This is a genomic window from Pseudomonas sp. C9D1 (assembly GCF_056491235.1).
This window is the reverse complement of record NZ_JBSZIE010000002.1, coordinates 2,854,758-2,868,725: the sequence shown is the minus strand read 5'-3', so window position 1 is coordinate 2,868,725 and position 13,968 is coordinate 2,854,758. Positions and strand designations below refer to the sequence as shown.

Here is a 13,968-nt window from a genome sequence, read left to right as displayed (position 1 = left end):
TTCATTGGATCGTCGTGAAGATTTGTGACGAGCCAGGTGGATATGTACAATGACCTCCCTTTTGCCTGCGCAAAGCTGGCGCCTAGTCCTGCGCGTGTGGTAAGTGGTTGAACTACAAAGCAATTTTGCCTTTTTAACAAGGCAGTTCCTGGTGAGAGTTCCCTATGAAAGCAGGTCTGTACCATCCTGATGAGTTCAAGGATAACTGCGGTTTCGGCTTGATCGCCCATATGCAAGGCGAGGCAAGCCACCATCTTTTGCAAACCGCTATCGAAGCACTGACCTGCATGACCCACCGCGGCGGTATCAACGCCGACGGCAAGACCGGTGACGGTTGCGGCCTGCTGATCCAGAAACCCGATCTGTTCCTGCGTGCCACGGCCAAGGCCGAGTTCGCGGTCGAACTGCCGGCTCAATACGCCGTTGGCATGGTCTTCCTGAACCAGGACCAGGCCCGCGCCGAAGCCGCCCGTGCCAATATGAACCGCGAGATCGAAGCCGCCGGCCTCACGCTGATCGGCTGGCGCAAGGTGCCTACCGACACCAGCGTCCTCGGTCGCCTGGCGCTGGAGCGCCTGCCGCAGATCGAGCAGGTGTTCATCGGCGGTGAAGGCCTCTCCGACCAGGAAATGGCCATCAAGCTGTTCAGCGCCCGCCGTCGTTCCTCGGTGGCCAACGCCGACGACAGCGAGCACTACATCTGCAGCTTTTCGCACAAGACCATCATCTACAAAGGCCTGATGATGCCGGCCGACCTGCAGCAGTTCTACCCGGACCTGGGTGACGAACGCCTGCAGACCGCCATCTGCGTCTTCCACCAGCGCTTCTCCACCAACACCCTGCCGAAGTGGCCGCTGGCGCAGCCCTTCCGCTTCCTCGCCCACAACGGCGAGATCAACACCATCACCGGCAACCGCAACTGGGCCCTGGCCCGTCGCACCAAGTTCGCCAACGACCAGTTGCCCGACATCGACGAGCTCGGCCCGCTGGTCAACCGCGTAGGTTCCGACTCCTCCAGCATGGACAACATGCTCGAGCTGATGGTCACCGGCGGCATCGACCTGTTCCGCGGCCTGCGCATGATCATTCCGCCGGCCTGGCAGAACGTCGAGACCATGGACGCCGACCTGCGTGCCTTCTACGAATACAACTCCATGCACATGGAGCCCTGGGACGGCCCCGCCGGCGTCGTGCTGACCGACGGCCGCCACGCCGTCTGCCTGCTCGACCGCAACGGCCTGCGCCCGGCCCGCTGGGTCACCACCAGCAACGGCTACATCACCCTGGCGTCCGAGATCGGCGTCTGGGACTACAAGCCCGAGGACGTAATCGCCAAGGGCCGCGTCGGCCCGGGCCAGATCCTCGCTGTGGACACCGAGACCGGCCAGGTCCTGACCACCGACGACATCGACAACCGCCTCAAGTCGCGCCACCCCTACAAGCAGTGGCTGCGCCAGAGCGCCGTGCGCATCCAGGCCAAGCTCGACGACGACCATGGCGTGGCCAGCTACGACAGTGACCAGCTGAAGCAGTACATGAAGATGTACCAGGTCACCTTCGAGGAGCGTGATCAGGTCCTGCGCCCGCTCGGTGAGCAGGGTCAGGAAGCCGTCGGCTCCATGGGCGACGACACCCCGATGGCCGTGCTCTCGCGTCGTGTGCGCTCCACCTACGACTACTTCCGCCAGCAGTTCGCGCAGGTCACCAACCCGCCGATCGACCCGCTGCGCGAAGCCATCGTGATGTCCCTGGAAATCTGCCTGGGCGCCGAGCGCAACATCTTCTCCGAGTCCCGCGAGCACGCCACCCGCGTGATCCTCAGCAGCCCGGTGATCTCCCCCGCCAAGTGGCGTGCGCTGATGAGCCTCGACCGCGAAGGCTTCGAGCGCCAGGTCATCGACCTCAACTACGACGAGTCCGTCGGCCTCGAAGCTGCCGTGCGCAACATCGCCGACCAGGCTGAAGAAGCCGTGCGCTCCGGCAAGGTGCTGCTGGTCCTCACCGACCGCCACATCGCCCCCGGCAAGCTCCCGGCCCACGCCTCCCTGGCCGTTGGCGCGGTGCACCACCGCCTGACCGAGAAAGGCCTGCGTTGCGACTGCAACATCCTGGTCGAGACCGCCACCGCGCGTGACCCGCACCACTTCGCCGTCCTGGTGGGCTTCGGCGCTTCCGCCGTCTACCCCTACCTGGCCTACGAAGTGCTGGCCGACCTGATCCGCACCGGCGAAGTCCTGGGCGATCTCTACGAAGTCTTCAAGCACTACCGCAAGGGCATCTCCAAGGGCCTGCTGAAGATCCTCTCGAAGATGGGCATCTCCACCATCGCCTCCTACCGCGGTGCGCAGCTGTTCGAAGCCGTCGGCCTGTCCGAGGAAGTGGTCGAGCTCAGCTACCGTGGCGTCGCCAGCCGCATCAAGGGTGCGCGCTTCGTCGACATCGAGGCCGAGCAGAAGCTGCTCGCCAATGAGGCCTGGAACAACCGCAAGCCGATCCAGCAGGGCGGCCTGTTGAAGTTCGTCTACGGCGGCGAATACCACGCCTACAACCCCGACGTGGTGAACACCCTGCAGGCCGCCGTGCAGCAGGGCAACTACGAGAAGTACAAGGAATACGCTGCCCTGGTGGACAACCGCCCGGTGTCGATGCTGCGCGACCTGCTCAAGGTGAAACTCGCCGAGCAGCCGCTGCCCCTGGACCAGGTCGAGCCGCTGGACGCCATCTTCAAGCGCTTCGACGCGGCCGGCATCTCCCTCGGTGCCCTGTCTCCGGAAGCCCACGAGGCTCTGGCCGAGGCAATGAACCGCCTCGGTGGCCGCTCCAACTCCGGTGAGGGCGGTGAAGACCCGGCGCGCTACGGCACCGTGCGCAGCTCCAAGATCAAGCAGGTCGCCACCGGCCGCTTCGGCGTCACCCCCGAGTACCTGGTCAACGCCGAAGTGCTGCAGATCAAGGTCGCCCAGGGTGCCAAGCCCGGCGAAGGTGGCCAGCTGCCTGGCGGCAAGGTCAACGGCTTGATCGCCAAGCTGCGCTATGCGGTCCCCGGCGTGACCCTGATCTCGCCGCCGCCGCACCACGACATCTACTCCATCGAAGACCTGTCGCAGCTGATCTTCGACCTCAAGCAGGTCAACCCCAAGGCGCTGGTCTCGGTGAAGCTGGTGGCGGAAGCCGGTGTCGGCACCATCGCCGCCGGCGTGGCCAAGGCCTATGCCGACCTGATCACCATCTCCGGCTACGACGGCGGCACCGGCGCATCGCCGCTGAGCTCCATCAAGTACGCCGGCAGCCCCTGGGAGCTCGGCCTCGCCGAAACCCACCAGACCCTGCGCGGCAACGACCTGCGCGGCAAGGTCCGGGTGCAGACCGACGGAGGCCTGAAGACCGGCCTCGACGTGATCAAGGCCGCCATCCTCGGCGCCGAGAGCTTCGGCTTCGGCACCGGCCCGATGGTCGCCCTGGGCTGCAAGTACCTGCGCATCTGCCACCTGAACAACTGCGCCACAGGCGTGGCCACCCAGAACGACAAGCTGCGCAAGGACCACTTCATCGGCACCGTCGAGATGGTCACCAACTACTTCACCTACGTCGCCGAAGACACCCGCGAGTGGCTGGCCAAGCTCGGTGTACCGAGCCTGGGCGCGCTGATCGGCCGTACCGACCTGCTGGAAATGCTCCCCGGCGAGACCGAGAAGCAAGGCCACCTGGACCTGTCCCCGCTGCTGGGCAGCGACAAGGTCCCGGCCGACAAGCCGCAGTTCTGTGAAGTCGAGAAGAACCCGCCGTTCGACCAGGGCCTGCTGGCCGAGAAGATGGTCGAGATGGCCAAGGCTGCCATCGACGCCAAGAGCGGCGCCGAGTTCGCCCTGGATATCTGCAACTGCGACCGTTCCATCGGTGCCCGTGTCTCCGGCGAAATCGCCCGTGTGCACGGCAACCAGGGCATGGCCAAGGCGCCGATCACCTTCCGCTTCAAGGGCACTGCGGGCCAGAGCTTCGGCGTGTGGAACGCCGGTGGCCTGAACCTGTACCTCGAAGGCGACGCCAACGACTACGTCGGCAAGGGCATGACCGGCGGCAAGCTGGTCATCACCCCGCCCAAGGGCAGCCCGTTCAAGACCCAGGAGTCGGCCATCATCGGCAACACCTGCCTGTACGGCGCCACCGGCGGCAAGCTGTTCGCCGCGGGCACCGCAGGTGAGCGTTTCGCCGTGCGCAACTCCGGTGCCCACACCGTCGTGGAAGGCACCGGCGACCACTGCTGCGAATACATGACCGGCGGCTTCGTCTGCGTCCTCGGCAAGACCGGCTACAACTTCGGCTCGGGCATGACCGGCGGCTTCGCCTACGTGCTCGACCTGGACAACAGCTTTGTCGACCGGGTCAACCACGAACTGGTGGAAATCCAGCGCATCAGCAACGAGGCGATGGAGGCTTACCGCAGCCACCTGCAAAGCGTGCTGGCCGAGTACGTCAAGGAAACCGAAAGCGAGTGGGGTGCCCACCTGCTGGAGAACCTGGACGACTACCTGCGCAAGTTCTGGCTGGTCAAGCCCAAGGCCGCGAACCTGGCGTCGCTGCTCTCCAGCACCCGAGCCAACCCGCAATAACAAGCAGCCCAAGCCGCGAGCCCGAGCGTGATGCACGCCGGGCCCGCCGGCTAACCGTGATGAGTCTTGCAGCTTGCAACTTGTAGCTTGCCGCTGCTGTTAAGAGGTTTTTCAAATGACTGAACGTCTGAACAACGACTTCCAGTTCATCGAGGTCGGGCGCAAGGATCCGAAGAAGAAGCTGCTGCGTCAGCGCAAGCGCGAATTCGTCGAGATCCATGACCTGTTCAAGCCGCAGCAAGCGGCTGACCAGGCGCACCGTTGCCTCGGTTGCGGCAACCCCTATTGCGAGTGGAAGTGCCCGGTGCACAACTTCATTCCGAACTGGCTGAAGCTGGTTTCGGAAGGCAATATCCTGGCCGCCGCCGAACTGTCCCACCAGACCAACACCCTGCCGGAAGTCTGCGGCCGCGTGTGCCCGCAGGACCGCCTCTGCGAAGGTGCCTGCACCCTCAACGACGGTTTCGGCGCGGTCACCATCGGCTCGGTGGAGAAGTACATCACCGACACCGCCTTCGCCATGGGCTGGCGCCCGGACATGTCCAAGGTCAAGCCCACCGGCAAGCGCGTCGCCGTCATCGGTGCGGGCCCGGCCGGCCTCGGCTGTGCCGACATCCTGGTGCGCAACGGCGTGACCCCGGTGGTGTTCGACAAGAACCCCGAGATCGGTGGCCTGCTGACCTTCGGCATCCCCGAATTCAAGCTGGAGAAGACCGTCCTCAGCCGCCGCCGTGAAGTCTTCACCGGCATGGGCGTCGAGTTCCGCCTGAACACCGAGATCGGCAAGGACGTCACCATGCAGCAACTGCTGGATGAGTACGACGCCGTGTTCATGGGCATGGGCACCTACACCTACATGAAGGGCGGCTTCCCGGGCGAAGACCTGCCGGGCGTGCACGACGCGCTCGACTTCCTCATCGCCAACGTCAATCGCAACCTCGGTTTCGAAAAGGCGCCGGAAGACTTCATCGATATGAAGGGCAAGCGCGTCGTCGTCCTCGGCGGCGGCGACACCGCGATGGACTGCAACCGCACCTCCATCCGCCAGGGCGCGAAGTCGGTGACCTGCGCCTACCGCCGCGACGAAGAAAACATGCCCGGCTCGCGCAAAGAGGTGAAAAACGCCAAGGAAGAGGGTGTGAAATTCCTCTTCAACCGCCAGCCCATCGCCATCGTCGGCGAAGACAAGGTGGAAGGCGTCAAGGTGGTCGAGACCCGTCTCGGCGAGCCGGACGCCCGTGGCCGTCGCAGCCCCGAGCCGATCCCGGGCTCCGAGGAAATCATCCCGGCGGAAGCCGTGCTGATCGCCTTCGGCTTCCGCCCGAGCCCGGCTTCCTGGTTCGAGCAGTTCGACATCAGCATCGACAGCCAGGGCCGTGTGGTCGCACCCGAGCAGAACCCGTTCAAGCACCAGACCAGCAACCCGAAGATCTTCGCCGGCGGCGACATGGTCCGCGGTTCCGACCTGGTGGTGACGGCGATCTTCGAAGGCCGCAACGCTGCCGAAGGCATCCTCGATTATCTGGGGGTCTGAGCCAGTCAAGCTGGAAGCCTGAAGCTGGAGGCTTGAAGGGCGCGTAGGGTGGGTAGAGCGCAGCGAAACCCACGCGGTCGCTGTTCGGCATGACCCGAATGCTGGGCCGGTGAAGCGTGGTCCACCCTACGATCCGAGCGTCGGTGCGATGTGTTCCCGGGCTGAAGCCCGGGCTACGTGTGGAATGCGGAAATAAATAACTCCGGGGGTTGACGGTCTCCGTCGATCCCCCAGGCTTTTCCAGCTTCCAGCTTCCAGCTTCCAGCTTCCAGCTTCCAGCTTCCAGCTTCCAGCTGGCGTAGGCTTCGAGCGCGTCAAATGGTCGCGATAGACAAAAGGCACGGCACCCGCCGTGCCTTTTGCGTTGGGCTTTGCGAAAATGCCCGCACTTTTTCGTTGGACACTGCCATGACCGTCTTGAAGAACGACCGTTTCCTCCGCGCCCTGCTCAAGCAGCCCGTTGATGTCACCCCCGTCTGGATGATGCGCCAGGCCGGTCGTTACCTGCCGGAATACCGGGCCACCCGCGCCAAGGCCGGTGACTTCGTCAGCCTGATGAAGAACCCCGAGCTGGCCTGCGAGGTGACCATCCAGCCGCTGGACCGCTACCCGCAGCTGGACGCGGCGATCCTCTTCTCCGACATCCTCACCATCCCCGACGCCATGGGCCAGGGCCTGTACTTCGAGACCGGCGAAGGCCCGCGCTTCAAGAAGGTGGTCAGCAGCCTGGCCGACGTCGAGGCCCTGCCGATCCCCGATCCCGAGCAGGACCTGGGCTACGTGATGGACGCCGTGCGCAACATCCGCCGCGAGCTCAACGGCCGCGTGCCGCTGATCGGCTTCACCGGCAGCCCCTGGACCCTGGCCACCTACATGGTCGAAGGCGGCTCCAGCAAGGACTTCCGCAAGTCCAAGGCGATGCTCTACAACGATCCCCAGGCCATGCACGCCCTGCTCGACAAGCTGGCGAAATCGATCATCGCCTACCTCAACGGGCAGATCCTCGCCGGCGCCCAGGCGGTGCAGATCTTCGATTCCTGGGGCGGCAGCCTCTCGGCGGCGGCCTACCAGGAGTTCTCCCTGGCCTACATGAAGCAGATCATCGATGGGTTGATCCGCGAGCATGACGGGCGTCGCGTCCCGGTGATCCTGTTCACCAAGGGCGGCGGCCTGTGGCTGGAATCCATGGCCGACAGCGGCGCCGAGGCCCTGGGCCTGGACTGGACCTGCGACATCGGCAGCGCCCGCGCCCGCGTCGGTTCCAAGGTCGCCCTGCAGGGCAACATGGACCCGGCGGTGCTCTACGCCAACCCCGCCGCCATCCGCGCCGAGGTGGGTCGTATCCTCGCCGCCTACGGCCAGGGCAGCGGCCAGGTGTTCAACCTCGGCCACGGTGTCACCCCGGAAGTCGACCCGGCCAACGCCGGCGCCTTCTTCGAGGCCGTCCACGAGCTGTCGGCGCAGTACCACCGCTGAGTGGCACTCGCCCATGAAAAAGGCCGCTGATGCGGCCTTTTTCCTTTCTCAGTTCACCTTGATCAGTTCCGCCCTGCGGTCCTCGGGGATCTGGTCGATGGTGAGCAGCGTCAGGTCCTTGCCGCCGGCCTGGCCGACCAGCTGGTTGCCCAGGTCCGCCGCGGTGTTTTCCGGCAGCTTGTACATCGCGCCGGTCAGTGGGTCGACGATCAGCATGCCGATCAGGCCGCCGAACAGCAGGTTGCCCCAGTACCAGCCGTTGAGGCTCGAATTCAGCTTGATCTCCTGGTCGGCGAAGCCTTCCTTCTTGAAGGCGATGGTGTAGTTGGCCTTCTTGAAGTAGCCGCGGCCGGACTTCAGCGTCACCGTCCCCGGCGTGGTGCCGCTGTGGATGACGTTCCCCGTGCTGTCCTTGATCTCGAAATTCGCCCCCACCGGCGTGCTGCTCACCGATACCGGATAGGCGCTGTCACTGACGATGCTGGCGCACCCGGAAAGCAGCGTGGTGGAGAGGGCGAACGAGAGAAACAGGTTCCTTTGGAAGTTGCGCAAGATCAGCTCCTTGTCGTCTTGGCGTATGCCCGGGCCCTGATGGCTTTTCGCGTTGCGCGTGGGCAGCGGCACTATACGAAGGTGGCAATTTGATGTCATCTGCGCCGTTCATCGACAAGGAGCGCCTATCTCCGTAGTGCTCAGGAAAGGCGGATATCGCTTATCCCCAGCAGCTCGGCCTGCTGGATCACCTCTTCCTCGGTAGCGTCCGCCGGCGGCATCACCAGGCTGTTCTCGGCGTCGGCGAAGTGCAGCACCAGCAGGTGCATGGCGGCTTCCCCGGGGGCGGGCCGCCGGTCCAGCTCCAGCGCGTGGTGTCGCGGTTCGTTGTGGAAGCGGTAGTGAAGGGTGAATGTCTGTTGGGGCATGCCGGGTCTCCTCGAGGGCTGGGTCGGTCTCGATTGAGTTGACTTTTAGGTCAGCTAATTCGTTCAGGGCATTTCCCGCGCCCATGAAAAAGGCCGCTTGCGCGGCCTTCCCCAACAGCAGCAACGCCTTACTTGACGTTGGCGATGGCGCCCTTGAGGGCTACGCCGGCCACGAAGGCGCCCGCGTGGCACTCGTACTTGGCGGCGTCCTTGTATTCCTTTCTCTTGTAGTTGCTGGCGATGTCCACCACCGCGTTGGCGCCGGCCGCCTTGGCCGCGTCCTGCAGGCGGATCAGGGCGGACTGCAGCACCCAGCGGCAGGCTTCCTCGTCGCTCTTGTTGAAGGCGTTGGTCTTCTGGTTGGTGGTGATGTTGGGGTTGATCACCGTCACCTTGCCGGCCGGGGTGTTGCCGGCCAGGTAGAACTTCACGCTGCCATCCAGGCGACCCGCTTGCACGGCCTCGGTGACCACGGTGTTGAAGTCGAGGTAGTGCACGGTATCGCGGGCCTGGCTGATACCGGGCAGAACAGCGGCGGACAGTACAGCAACAGCGGTCCAGGTCTTGAGGCTCATGGTGTCTCCTTGACGGTCTTGTTGGGATATCGGTTGTTTTCTGTTCAGCGCCAGCGACGGAAGATCAACGAGGTGTTGACCCCACCGAAGGCGAAGTTGTTGTTCATCACGTACTCGTTGCTCATCTGCCGGGGCTCGCCGCGCAGGTAGTCGAGCTCGCCGCAGGCCGGGTCCACGGCATCCAGGTTGAGGGTGTGGATGTACTGGTCGCTGTTCATCATCTCGATGCTGAACCAGGACTCCAGTGCGCCACAGGCACCCAGCGTGTGGCCGAGGAAGCTCTTCTGCGAGCTGATGGGCATGCGCGCGCCGAACAGGCTGCTGGTGGCCAGGGATTCCGCCACGTCGCCCTGCTCGGTGGCAGTGCCGTGGCCGTTGACGTAGCCGATGGCCTCGGGCGCGAGGCCCGCGTCCTGTAGGGCCAGCTCCATGGCGCCGCGCATGGTCGCCTGCTCCGGCTTGGTGGTGTGCTGGCCGTCGGAGTTGCAGCCGAAGCCGACGATCTCGGCGTGGATCTTCGCGCCACGGGCCAGGGCGTGCTCCAGTTCTTCAAGCACCAAAATGCCGGCACCTTCGCCGATCACCAGGCCGTCGCGGCCGCTGTCGTAGGGGCGCGGCGAGGTGTGCGGGGCGTCGTTCTTCAGGCTGGTGGCGTAAAGCGCGTCAAACACCATCGCCTCGGTGGGGCAGAGCTCCTCGGCGCCACCGGCGAGCATCATCGGCAGGCGGCCGAACTTGATCGCCTCATAGGCATAGCCGATGCCCTGGCTGCCGCTGGTGCAGGCGCTGGAGGTGGGGATCAGGCGGCCCTTGAGGCCGAAGAAGATGCTGATATTGGCCGCCGCCGTGTGCGGCATCATGCGCACGTAGGAGTTGGCGTTGAGGCCGTCCGCCACCGAGTTCAGCAACATGTTGCCGAAGGCCTTGATCTCGTCGGTGCTGCCGGTGGACGAGCCGCAGGCCACGCCCATGCGCCCATCCTGGATCATCGCATCGCCACTCAGCCCGGCATCGGCCAGCGCTCGCTCCGCCGCGTAGACCGCCAGCTTGGAAACGCGGCCCATGCTGCGCATCTGCTTGCGGGTCCAGTGCGAGGGGGTGGCGAAGTCGTCGATGGGCCCGGCCAGGCGGGTGTTCAGCTCGGTGAAGCGGTCCCACTCGTCCATGCGGCGGATGCCGCTGCGGTTGCCCAGGAAGTTGGCCGAGATGCCGGCCCAGTCGTTGCCCAGGGAGGTGACGCCGGCCATGCCGGTAATGACGACGCGTTTCATCAGCACAACCCACCATTAACAGCGAGGACCTGGCGGGTGATGTACCCCGCCTCCTCGGACATCAGGAAATTCACGGCGCCGGCCACTTCCTCCGGCGTGCCCATGCGCTGGGCCGGGATCATCTTGAGGATCTCCTCCACCGGCACCTGCTCGTCGAGGATCTCGGTGTCGATCAGCCCCGGGGCCACGCAGTTGACGGTGATGCGGCGCTTGCCCAGCTCGATGGCCAGGGCCTTGGCGGCGCCGATCACGCCGGCCTTGGAGGCGCTGTAGTTGACCTGGCCACGGTTGCCGATCAGCCCCGAGACCGAGGTGATGCACACGATGCGGCCCGGCTTGCGGCGGCGGATCATCGGCATGCACAGCGGGTGCAGCACATTGTAGAAACCGTCCAGGTTGGTGCGCAGCACGCTGTCCCAGTCCTCCTCGGTCAGCGCCGGGAAGGCGCCGTCGCGGGTCAGGCCGGCGTTGCACACCACACCGTAGTAGGCACCGTGGACTTCGACATCGCCCTCCAGCTGCTCGCGGCAGGCGGCGCGGTCGGACACGTCGAACTGCAGCACCCGGGCATGGCGGCCCAGGGCCTCGATCTCGGCTTTCACCGCCTCGGCCTCATCGCGGCGCGAGCGGCAGTGCAGCACCAGGTCGAAGCCGGCGCGCGCCAGGCGCAGGGCGATGGCGCGGCCGATGCCGCGGCTGGAGCCGGTGACCAGGATGGTCTCGCTCATGGTTGGGGTTCCTCCAGGTAACGGGCCACCTGCGGCGGGCGGAAGACATTGAGGCGGGCGAAGGCAGCGATGCCGGGCCCGTCCAGCTGGCATTCGAAGACGCCCATGCCGTTGTCGTCCTGCAGCGTCCGGGTGGCGCGGATATGCAGCTCGACGCCGGCCGGGAAGCGGTCGACGTCGCATTGAAAGTTGCGGGTGCCGAGCAGGAAGCCCAGCTCCACGGGTTGCCCCGCCTGGCGTGCCTGGCAGCCGGCGTAGGCGGCGATGCTCTGGGCCATCAGCTCGACGCCGACCCAGGCCGGCAGGCTGCCGTCGTCCTGGCTGAACAGCCCGGGGCGCACGGTGGCGGTGGTTTCCACGTCCTCGTCGCCGAAGCGCAGCACGCGGTCGATGAGGATCATGTCCCCGGCGTGGGGGACCAGCTCGGCAATCGGCCAATCGTTCATGGCGCATCTCCGATGATCAGGCTGATGTTGCTGCCGCCGAAGGCGAAGGAGTTGCTCATCAGCCGGCGGCCGCCGGCTTTCTCCAGCGTGCCGCCGTGGCGCACCAGGTGCAGCGCGGGCAGCTCCGGGTCGGCGTCGCCGTCCCACAGGTGCGGCGGCAGCAGGCGGTCGCGGTTGTGTTCGCTCAGGGCCAGCCAGCAGAAGGCCGCCTCCAGCGCGCCGGCGGCGCCCAGGGTGTGGCCGGTCAGTGGCTTGGTGGACGACACCGGCACCCCCGCCGGGAACAGCGCGGCGGTGGCCTGGCTCTCCATGGCGTCGTTGTGCGCAGTGGCGGTGCCGTGCAGGTTCAGGTAGTCGATGCCTTCGGCACAGGTGCCGGCGTCGGCCAGGGCCTGGCGCATGGCGCGCTGGGCGCCGATGCCGCTGGGTTCGGGGGCCGAGATGTGGTGCGCGTCGGAGCAGGCGCCGGCACCCAGCAGGGCGATGGGACCCGGCTCGCGGTCGAGCAGGAACAGCGCCGCGCCCTCGCCGATATTGATGCCGTTGCGGTTGCGCGACAGCGGGTTGCAGGGCTCGGCGGAAACCGCCTCCAGCGCGCTGAAACCATTCAGGGTCAGGCCGCAGAGGGAATCCACGCCGCCGCAGATCACCGCGTCGCACACGCCCAGGGCCAGCAGCCGGCGTGCGCTCATCAGGGCGCGGGCGCTGGAGGTGCAGGCGGTGGAGATGCAATAGGCCGGGCCGCGGGTGCCCAGCCAGGCGGCGAGGAAGGCCGCTGGTGCGGCCAGTTCCTGCTGCGGGTAGCGGTAGTCGTCCGGCAGGGTGCCGCTGCGCAGGTGCTCGCCGATGCCTTCGCTGGCTTCCTGGATGCCCGAGGTGCTGGTGCCGAGGACGATGCCGACCCGGTCCAGCCCATGGCGCTCGATGGCGGCGCGCAGTTGCGGCTCGATCTCCAGGGCGGCGGCCAGCAGCAACTGGTTGTTGCGGCTCTGGCAATCCTCCAGCCCAGCCGGCATGGCCGGCAATTCGCCGGGCACGGCGCCGATGCTCAGTTCGCGCTCGGCGACCCAGCCACCCTGGCGGCGCATGCCCGAGGCGTCGCCGGCGAACAGCGCGTCGGCCACTGCCTGCTTGCCCTGGCCCAGGGCGCAGACCAGGCCCAGGGCATTGAGATTGGCGGTCATCGGGGGTCCTCGTCGAGGGCAGTGATTCGGTAATGCGGGCCATCGCGGCGCTGCAGGTCGAAGTCCTGCGGCGCGCGGTAGGCGATGCTCCAGCGGCCGGCCAGCTCGCGGCGGCCATCTTCGGCGATGCGTTGCTCGATGCCCGCGTAGGCCGCTTGCAGCGCCTCGGCCGGGGCCAGGGCGTAGAGCAGCGCGGCGAAGAGTTCGCGGGCCTCGTCGTTGGGCGGCAGCAGGCCGTCGTTGCGCCAGTTGCCGTCCTGCAGCAGCTGGCGCGACAGGGGCACGCCCAGGGGGTCGAACAGCGACCAGCGCAGTGCCGGCCCTTCGGCCTGCACCACCAGCAGCCAGTCACGCACCTCGCCGTCGGCCTGGCGCTGCACCTGCAATGACTGCGGCAGCTCCAGCCTCGGCGGCCGCTCGGGCACCGGCGTACGCGCCGCGCAGGCGGCGAGCAGCAGGCACAGGCCGGCGAGCAGCAGGCGTCTCATCGGCCGTCATTCTCCAGGGGCTTGCGTGCCACGGCGTTGACCAGGGTCTCGTTGCGCTGGCCGGGCGGCGGCGGGTTGCGCAGGCCCCAGCGCTCCAGCAAGCCGAAGTCGGCGGAGCGGCTCCACCACAGGTAGGGGTAGGACACGTTGCGCGGCTCGAAGGCGAAGCCCTGGCCGCGCAGCATCTCCAGGTATTCTTCGGCGGTGCGCTGCACGTGCATCGGGTGGCGGAACAGCCAGCGGATCACCCAGGTGTCGATGTAATAGCGGGTGGACTCGGCGAACAGCAGGTAGCCGCCCGGCTTCAGCACCCGCCAGAACTCGGCCAGGGCGCGCTCCTGCTCCACCAGGTGATGGAAGGTCTGGTGGCAGAAGAGAAGGTCGACGCTGGCGTCCGGCAGGGCGATCTCGGCGCAGTCGCTGCTCACCAGTTGCACTTCCAGGCCCAGGCGCTCGGCCTCGGCGCGGGAGCAGTCGAGGCTGTGCGGGTCGGCGTCGAGGCCGATCATCCGCGCGGGGGCGAACGCCGCATTCAGCAGGCCGAAGGACTTGCCCTGGCCACAGCCGGCGTCCAGCAGCACCGGCGCTTCCGGCAGGGGCTCGGCGAACAGGCCCTTGAGGTCGTTGATCGCCACGCGCAGCACGTGGTGCTGCCAGGTGTGGCTCTGCAGGAACCAGAAGCCGAAGCGGGTCTCCTCGACGTAGGTGGCGGCGGCGCGTTCCATGGTCGGCTCCC

General features: G+C 66.4%; 12 protein-coding genes. 3 read left to right on the top strand and 9 right to left on the bottom strand.

Annotation, left to right across the window (positions count from 1 at the left end; all coding sequences use genetic code 11):
* Nucleotides 1–164 precede the first annotated feature (164 nt).
* The 3 genes from gltB to hemE all read left to right on the top strand — a co-directional run bounded on the left by gltB (nucleotide 165) and on the right by hemE (nucleotide 7,620).
* Complete coding sequence (gene gltB / locus ACXI0U_RS21395) at nucleotides 165–4,610, top strand: glutamate synthase large subunit (RefSeq protein ID WP_031288425.1); 4,446 nt, start codon at nucleotides 165–167, stop codon at nucleotides 4,608–4,610.
* A 115-nt stretch (nucleotides 4,611–4,725) separates the two neighbouring features.
* Nucleotides 4,726–6,144: an FAD-dependent oxidoreductase gene (locus tag ACXI0U_RS21390; RefSeq protein WP_021221336.1), complete on the top strand. Its 1,419-nt coding sequence runs from the start codon at nucleotides 4,726–4,728 to the stop codon at nucleotides 6,142–6,144.
* 408 nt (nucleotides 6,145–6,552) lie between these two features.
* Nucleotides 6,553–7,620 (top strand): uroporphyrinogen decarboxylase, encoded by a 1,068-nt coding sequence (gene hemE, locus ACXI0U_RS21385; RefSeq protein WP_021221335.1) that lies wholly within the window; start codon nucleotides 6,553–6,555, stop codon nucleotides 7,618–7,620.
* 48 nt (nucleotides 7,621–7,668) lie between these two features.
* On the opposite strand, the gene ACXI0U_RS21380 is transcribed toward hemE, so the two are convergent.
* The 9 genes from ACXI0U_RS21380 to ACXI0U_RS21340 all read right to left on the bottom strand — a co-directional run bounded on the left by ACXI0U_RS21380 (nucleotide 7,669) and on the right by ACXI0U_RS21340 (nucleotide 13,957).
* Complete coding sequence (locus ACXI0U_RS21380; protein WP_021221334.1) at nucleotides 7,669–8,172, bottom strand: hypothetical protein; 504 nt, start codon at nucleotides 8,170–8,172, stop codon at nucleotides 7,669–7,671.
* A 140-nt stretch (nucleotides 8,173–8,312) separates the two neighbouring features.
* On the bottom strand, nucleotides 8,313–8,540 hold the full coding sequence (locus tag ACXI0U_RS21375; protein ID WP_350447189.1) for a hypothetical protein: 228 nt from the start codon (nucleotides 8,538–8,540) through the stop codon (nucleotides 8,313–8,315).
* Nucleotides 8,541–8,668: 128 nt separating this feature from the next.
* Complete coding sequence (locus tag ACXI0U_RS21370) at nucleotides 8,669–9,115, bottom strand: hypothetical protein (RefSeq protein WP_043246358.1); 447 nt, start codon at nucleotides 9,113–9,115, stop codon at nucleotides 8,669–8,671.
* Nucleotides 9,116–9,159: 44 nt separating this feature from the next.
* Nucleotides 9,160–10,386, bottom strand: a complete 1,227-nt coding sequence (locus tag ACXI0U_RS21365) for a beta-ketoacyl-ACP synthase (protein WP_043246357.1) — start codon at nucleotides 10,384–10,386, stop codon at nucleotides 9,160–9,162.
* Nucleotides 10,386–11,114: a 3-oxoacyl-ACP reductase FabG gene (gene fabG, locus ACXI0U_RS21360; protein WP_021221330.1), complete on the bottom strand. Its 729-nt coding sequence runs from the start codon at nucleotides 11,112–11,114 to the stop codon at nucleotides 10,386–10,388. The genes ACXI0U_RS21365 and fabG overlap by 1 nt, the downstream gene beginning before the upstream one ends.
* Nucleotides 11,111–11,560: a hotdog family protein gene (locus ACXI0U_RS21355; RefSeq protein ID WP_021221329.1), complete on the bottom strand. Its 450-nt coding sequence runs from the start codon at nucleotides 11,558–11,560 to the stop codon at nucleotides 11,111–11,113. Before ACXI0U_RS21355 ends, fabG begins: the two co-directional genes overlap by 4 nt.
* Nucleotides 11,557–12,744 (bottom strand): beta-ketoacyl-[acyl-carrier-protein] synthase family protein, encoded by a 1,188-nt coding sequence (locus ACXI0U_RS21350; protein WP_479550781.1) that lies wholly within the window; start codon nucleotides 12,742–12,744, stop codon nucleotides 11,557–11,559. The genes ACXI0U_RS21355 and ACXI0U_RS21350 overlap by 4 nt, the downstream gene beginning before the upstream one ends.
* The gene (locus tag ACXI0U_RS21345; RefSeq protein ID WP_479550780.1) at nucleotides 12,741–13,232 is read right to left on the bottom strand and encodes a DUF3261 domain-containing protein; all 492 of its coding nucleotides are present in this window, start codon (nucleotides 13,230–13,232) and stop codon (nucleotides 12,741–12,743) included. The genes ACXI0U_RS21350 and ACXI0U_RS21345 overlap by 4 nt, the downstream gene beginning before the upstream one ends.
* Nucleotides 13,229–13,957, bottom strand: a complete 729-nt coding sequence (locus ACXI0U_RS21340) for a class I SAM-dependent methyltransferase (protein WP_265169979.1) — start codon at nucleotides 13,955–13,957, stop codon at nucleotides 13,229–13,231. The genes ACXI0U_RS21345 and ACXI0U_RS21340 overlap by 4 nt, the downstream gene beginning before the upstream one ends.
* Nucleotides 13,958–13,968: the final 11 nt, after the last annotated feature.

Coding starts and splice junctions, on each gene's coding strand:
- gltB (WP_031288425.1), top strand. CDS start 165: ATGAAAGCAGGTCTGTACCATCCTGATGAGTTCAAGGATAACTGCGGT.
- ACXI0U_RS21390 (WP_021221336.1), top strand. CDS start 4,726: ATGACTGAACGTCTGAACAACGACTTCCAGTTCATCGAGGTCGGGCGC.
- hemE (WP_021221335.1), top strand. CDS start 6,553: ATGACCGTCTTGAAGAACGACCGTTTCCTCCGCGCCCTGCTCAAGCAG.
- ACXI0U_RS21375 (WP_350447189.1), bottom strand. CDS start 8,540: ATGCCCCAACAGACATTCACCCTTCACTACCGCTTCCACAACGAACCG.
- ACXI0U_RS21370 (WP_043246358.1), bottom strand. CDS start 9,115: ATGAGCCTCAAGACCTGGACCGCTGTTGCTGTACTGTCCGCCGCTGTT.
- ACXI0U_RS21365 (WP_043246357.1), bottom strand. CDS start 10,386: ATGAAACGCGTCGTCATTACCGGCATGGCCGGCGTCACCTCCCTGGGC.
- fabG (WP_021221330.1), bottom strand. CDS start 11,114: ATGAGCGAGACCATCCTGGTCACCGGCTCCAGCCGCGGCATCGGCCGC.
- ACXI0U_RS21355 (WP_021221329.1), bottom strand. CDS start 11,560: ATGAACGATTGGCCGATTGCCGAGCTGGTCCCCCACGCCGGGGACATG.
- ACXI0U_RS21350 (WP_479550781.1), bottom strand. CDS start 12,744: ATGACCGCCAATCTCAATGCCCTGGGCCTGGTCTGCGCCCTGGGCCAG.
- ACXI0U_RS21345 (WP_479550780.1), bottom strand. CDS start 13,232: ATGAGACGCCTGCTGCTCGCCGGCCTGTGCCTGCTGCTCGCCGCCTGC.
- ACXI0U_RS21340 (WP_265169979.1), bottom strand. CDS start 13,957: ATGGAACGCGCCGCCGCCACCTACGTCGAGGAGACCCGCTTCGGCTTC.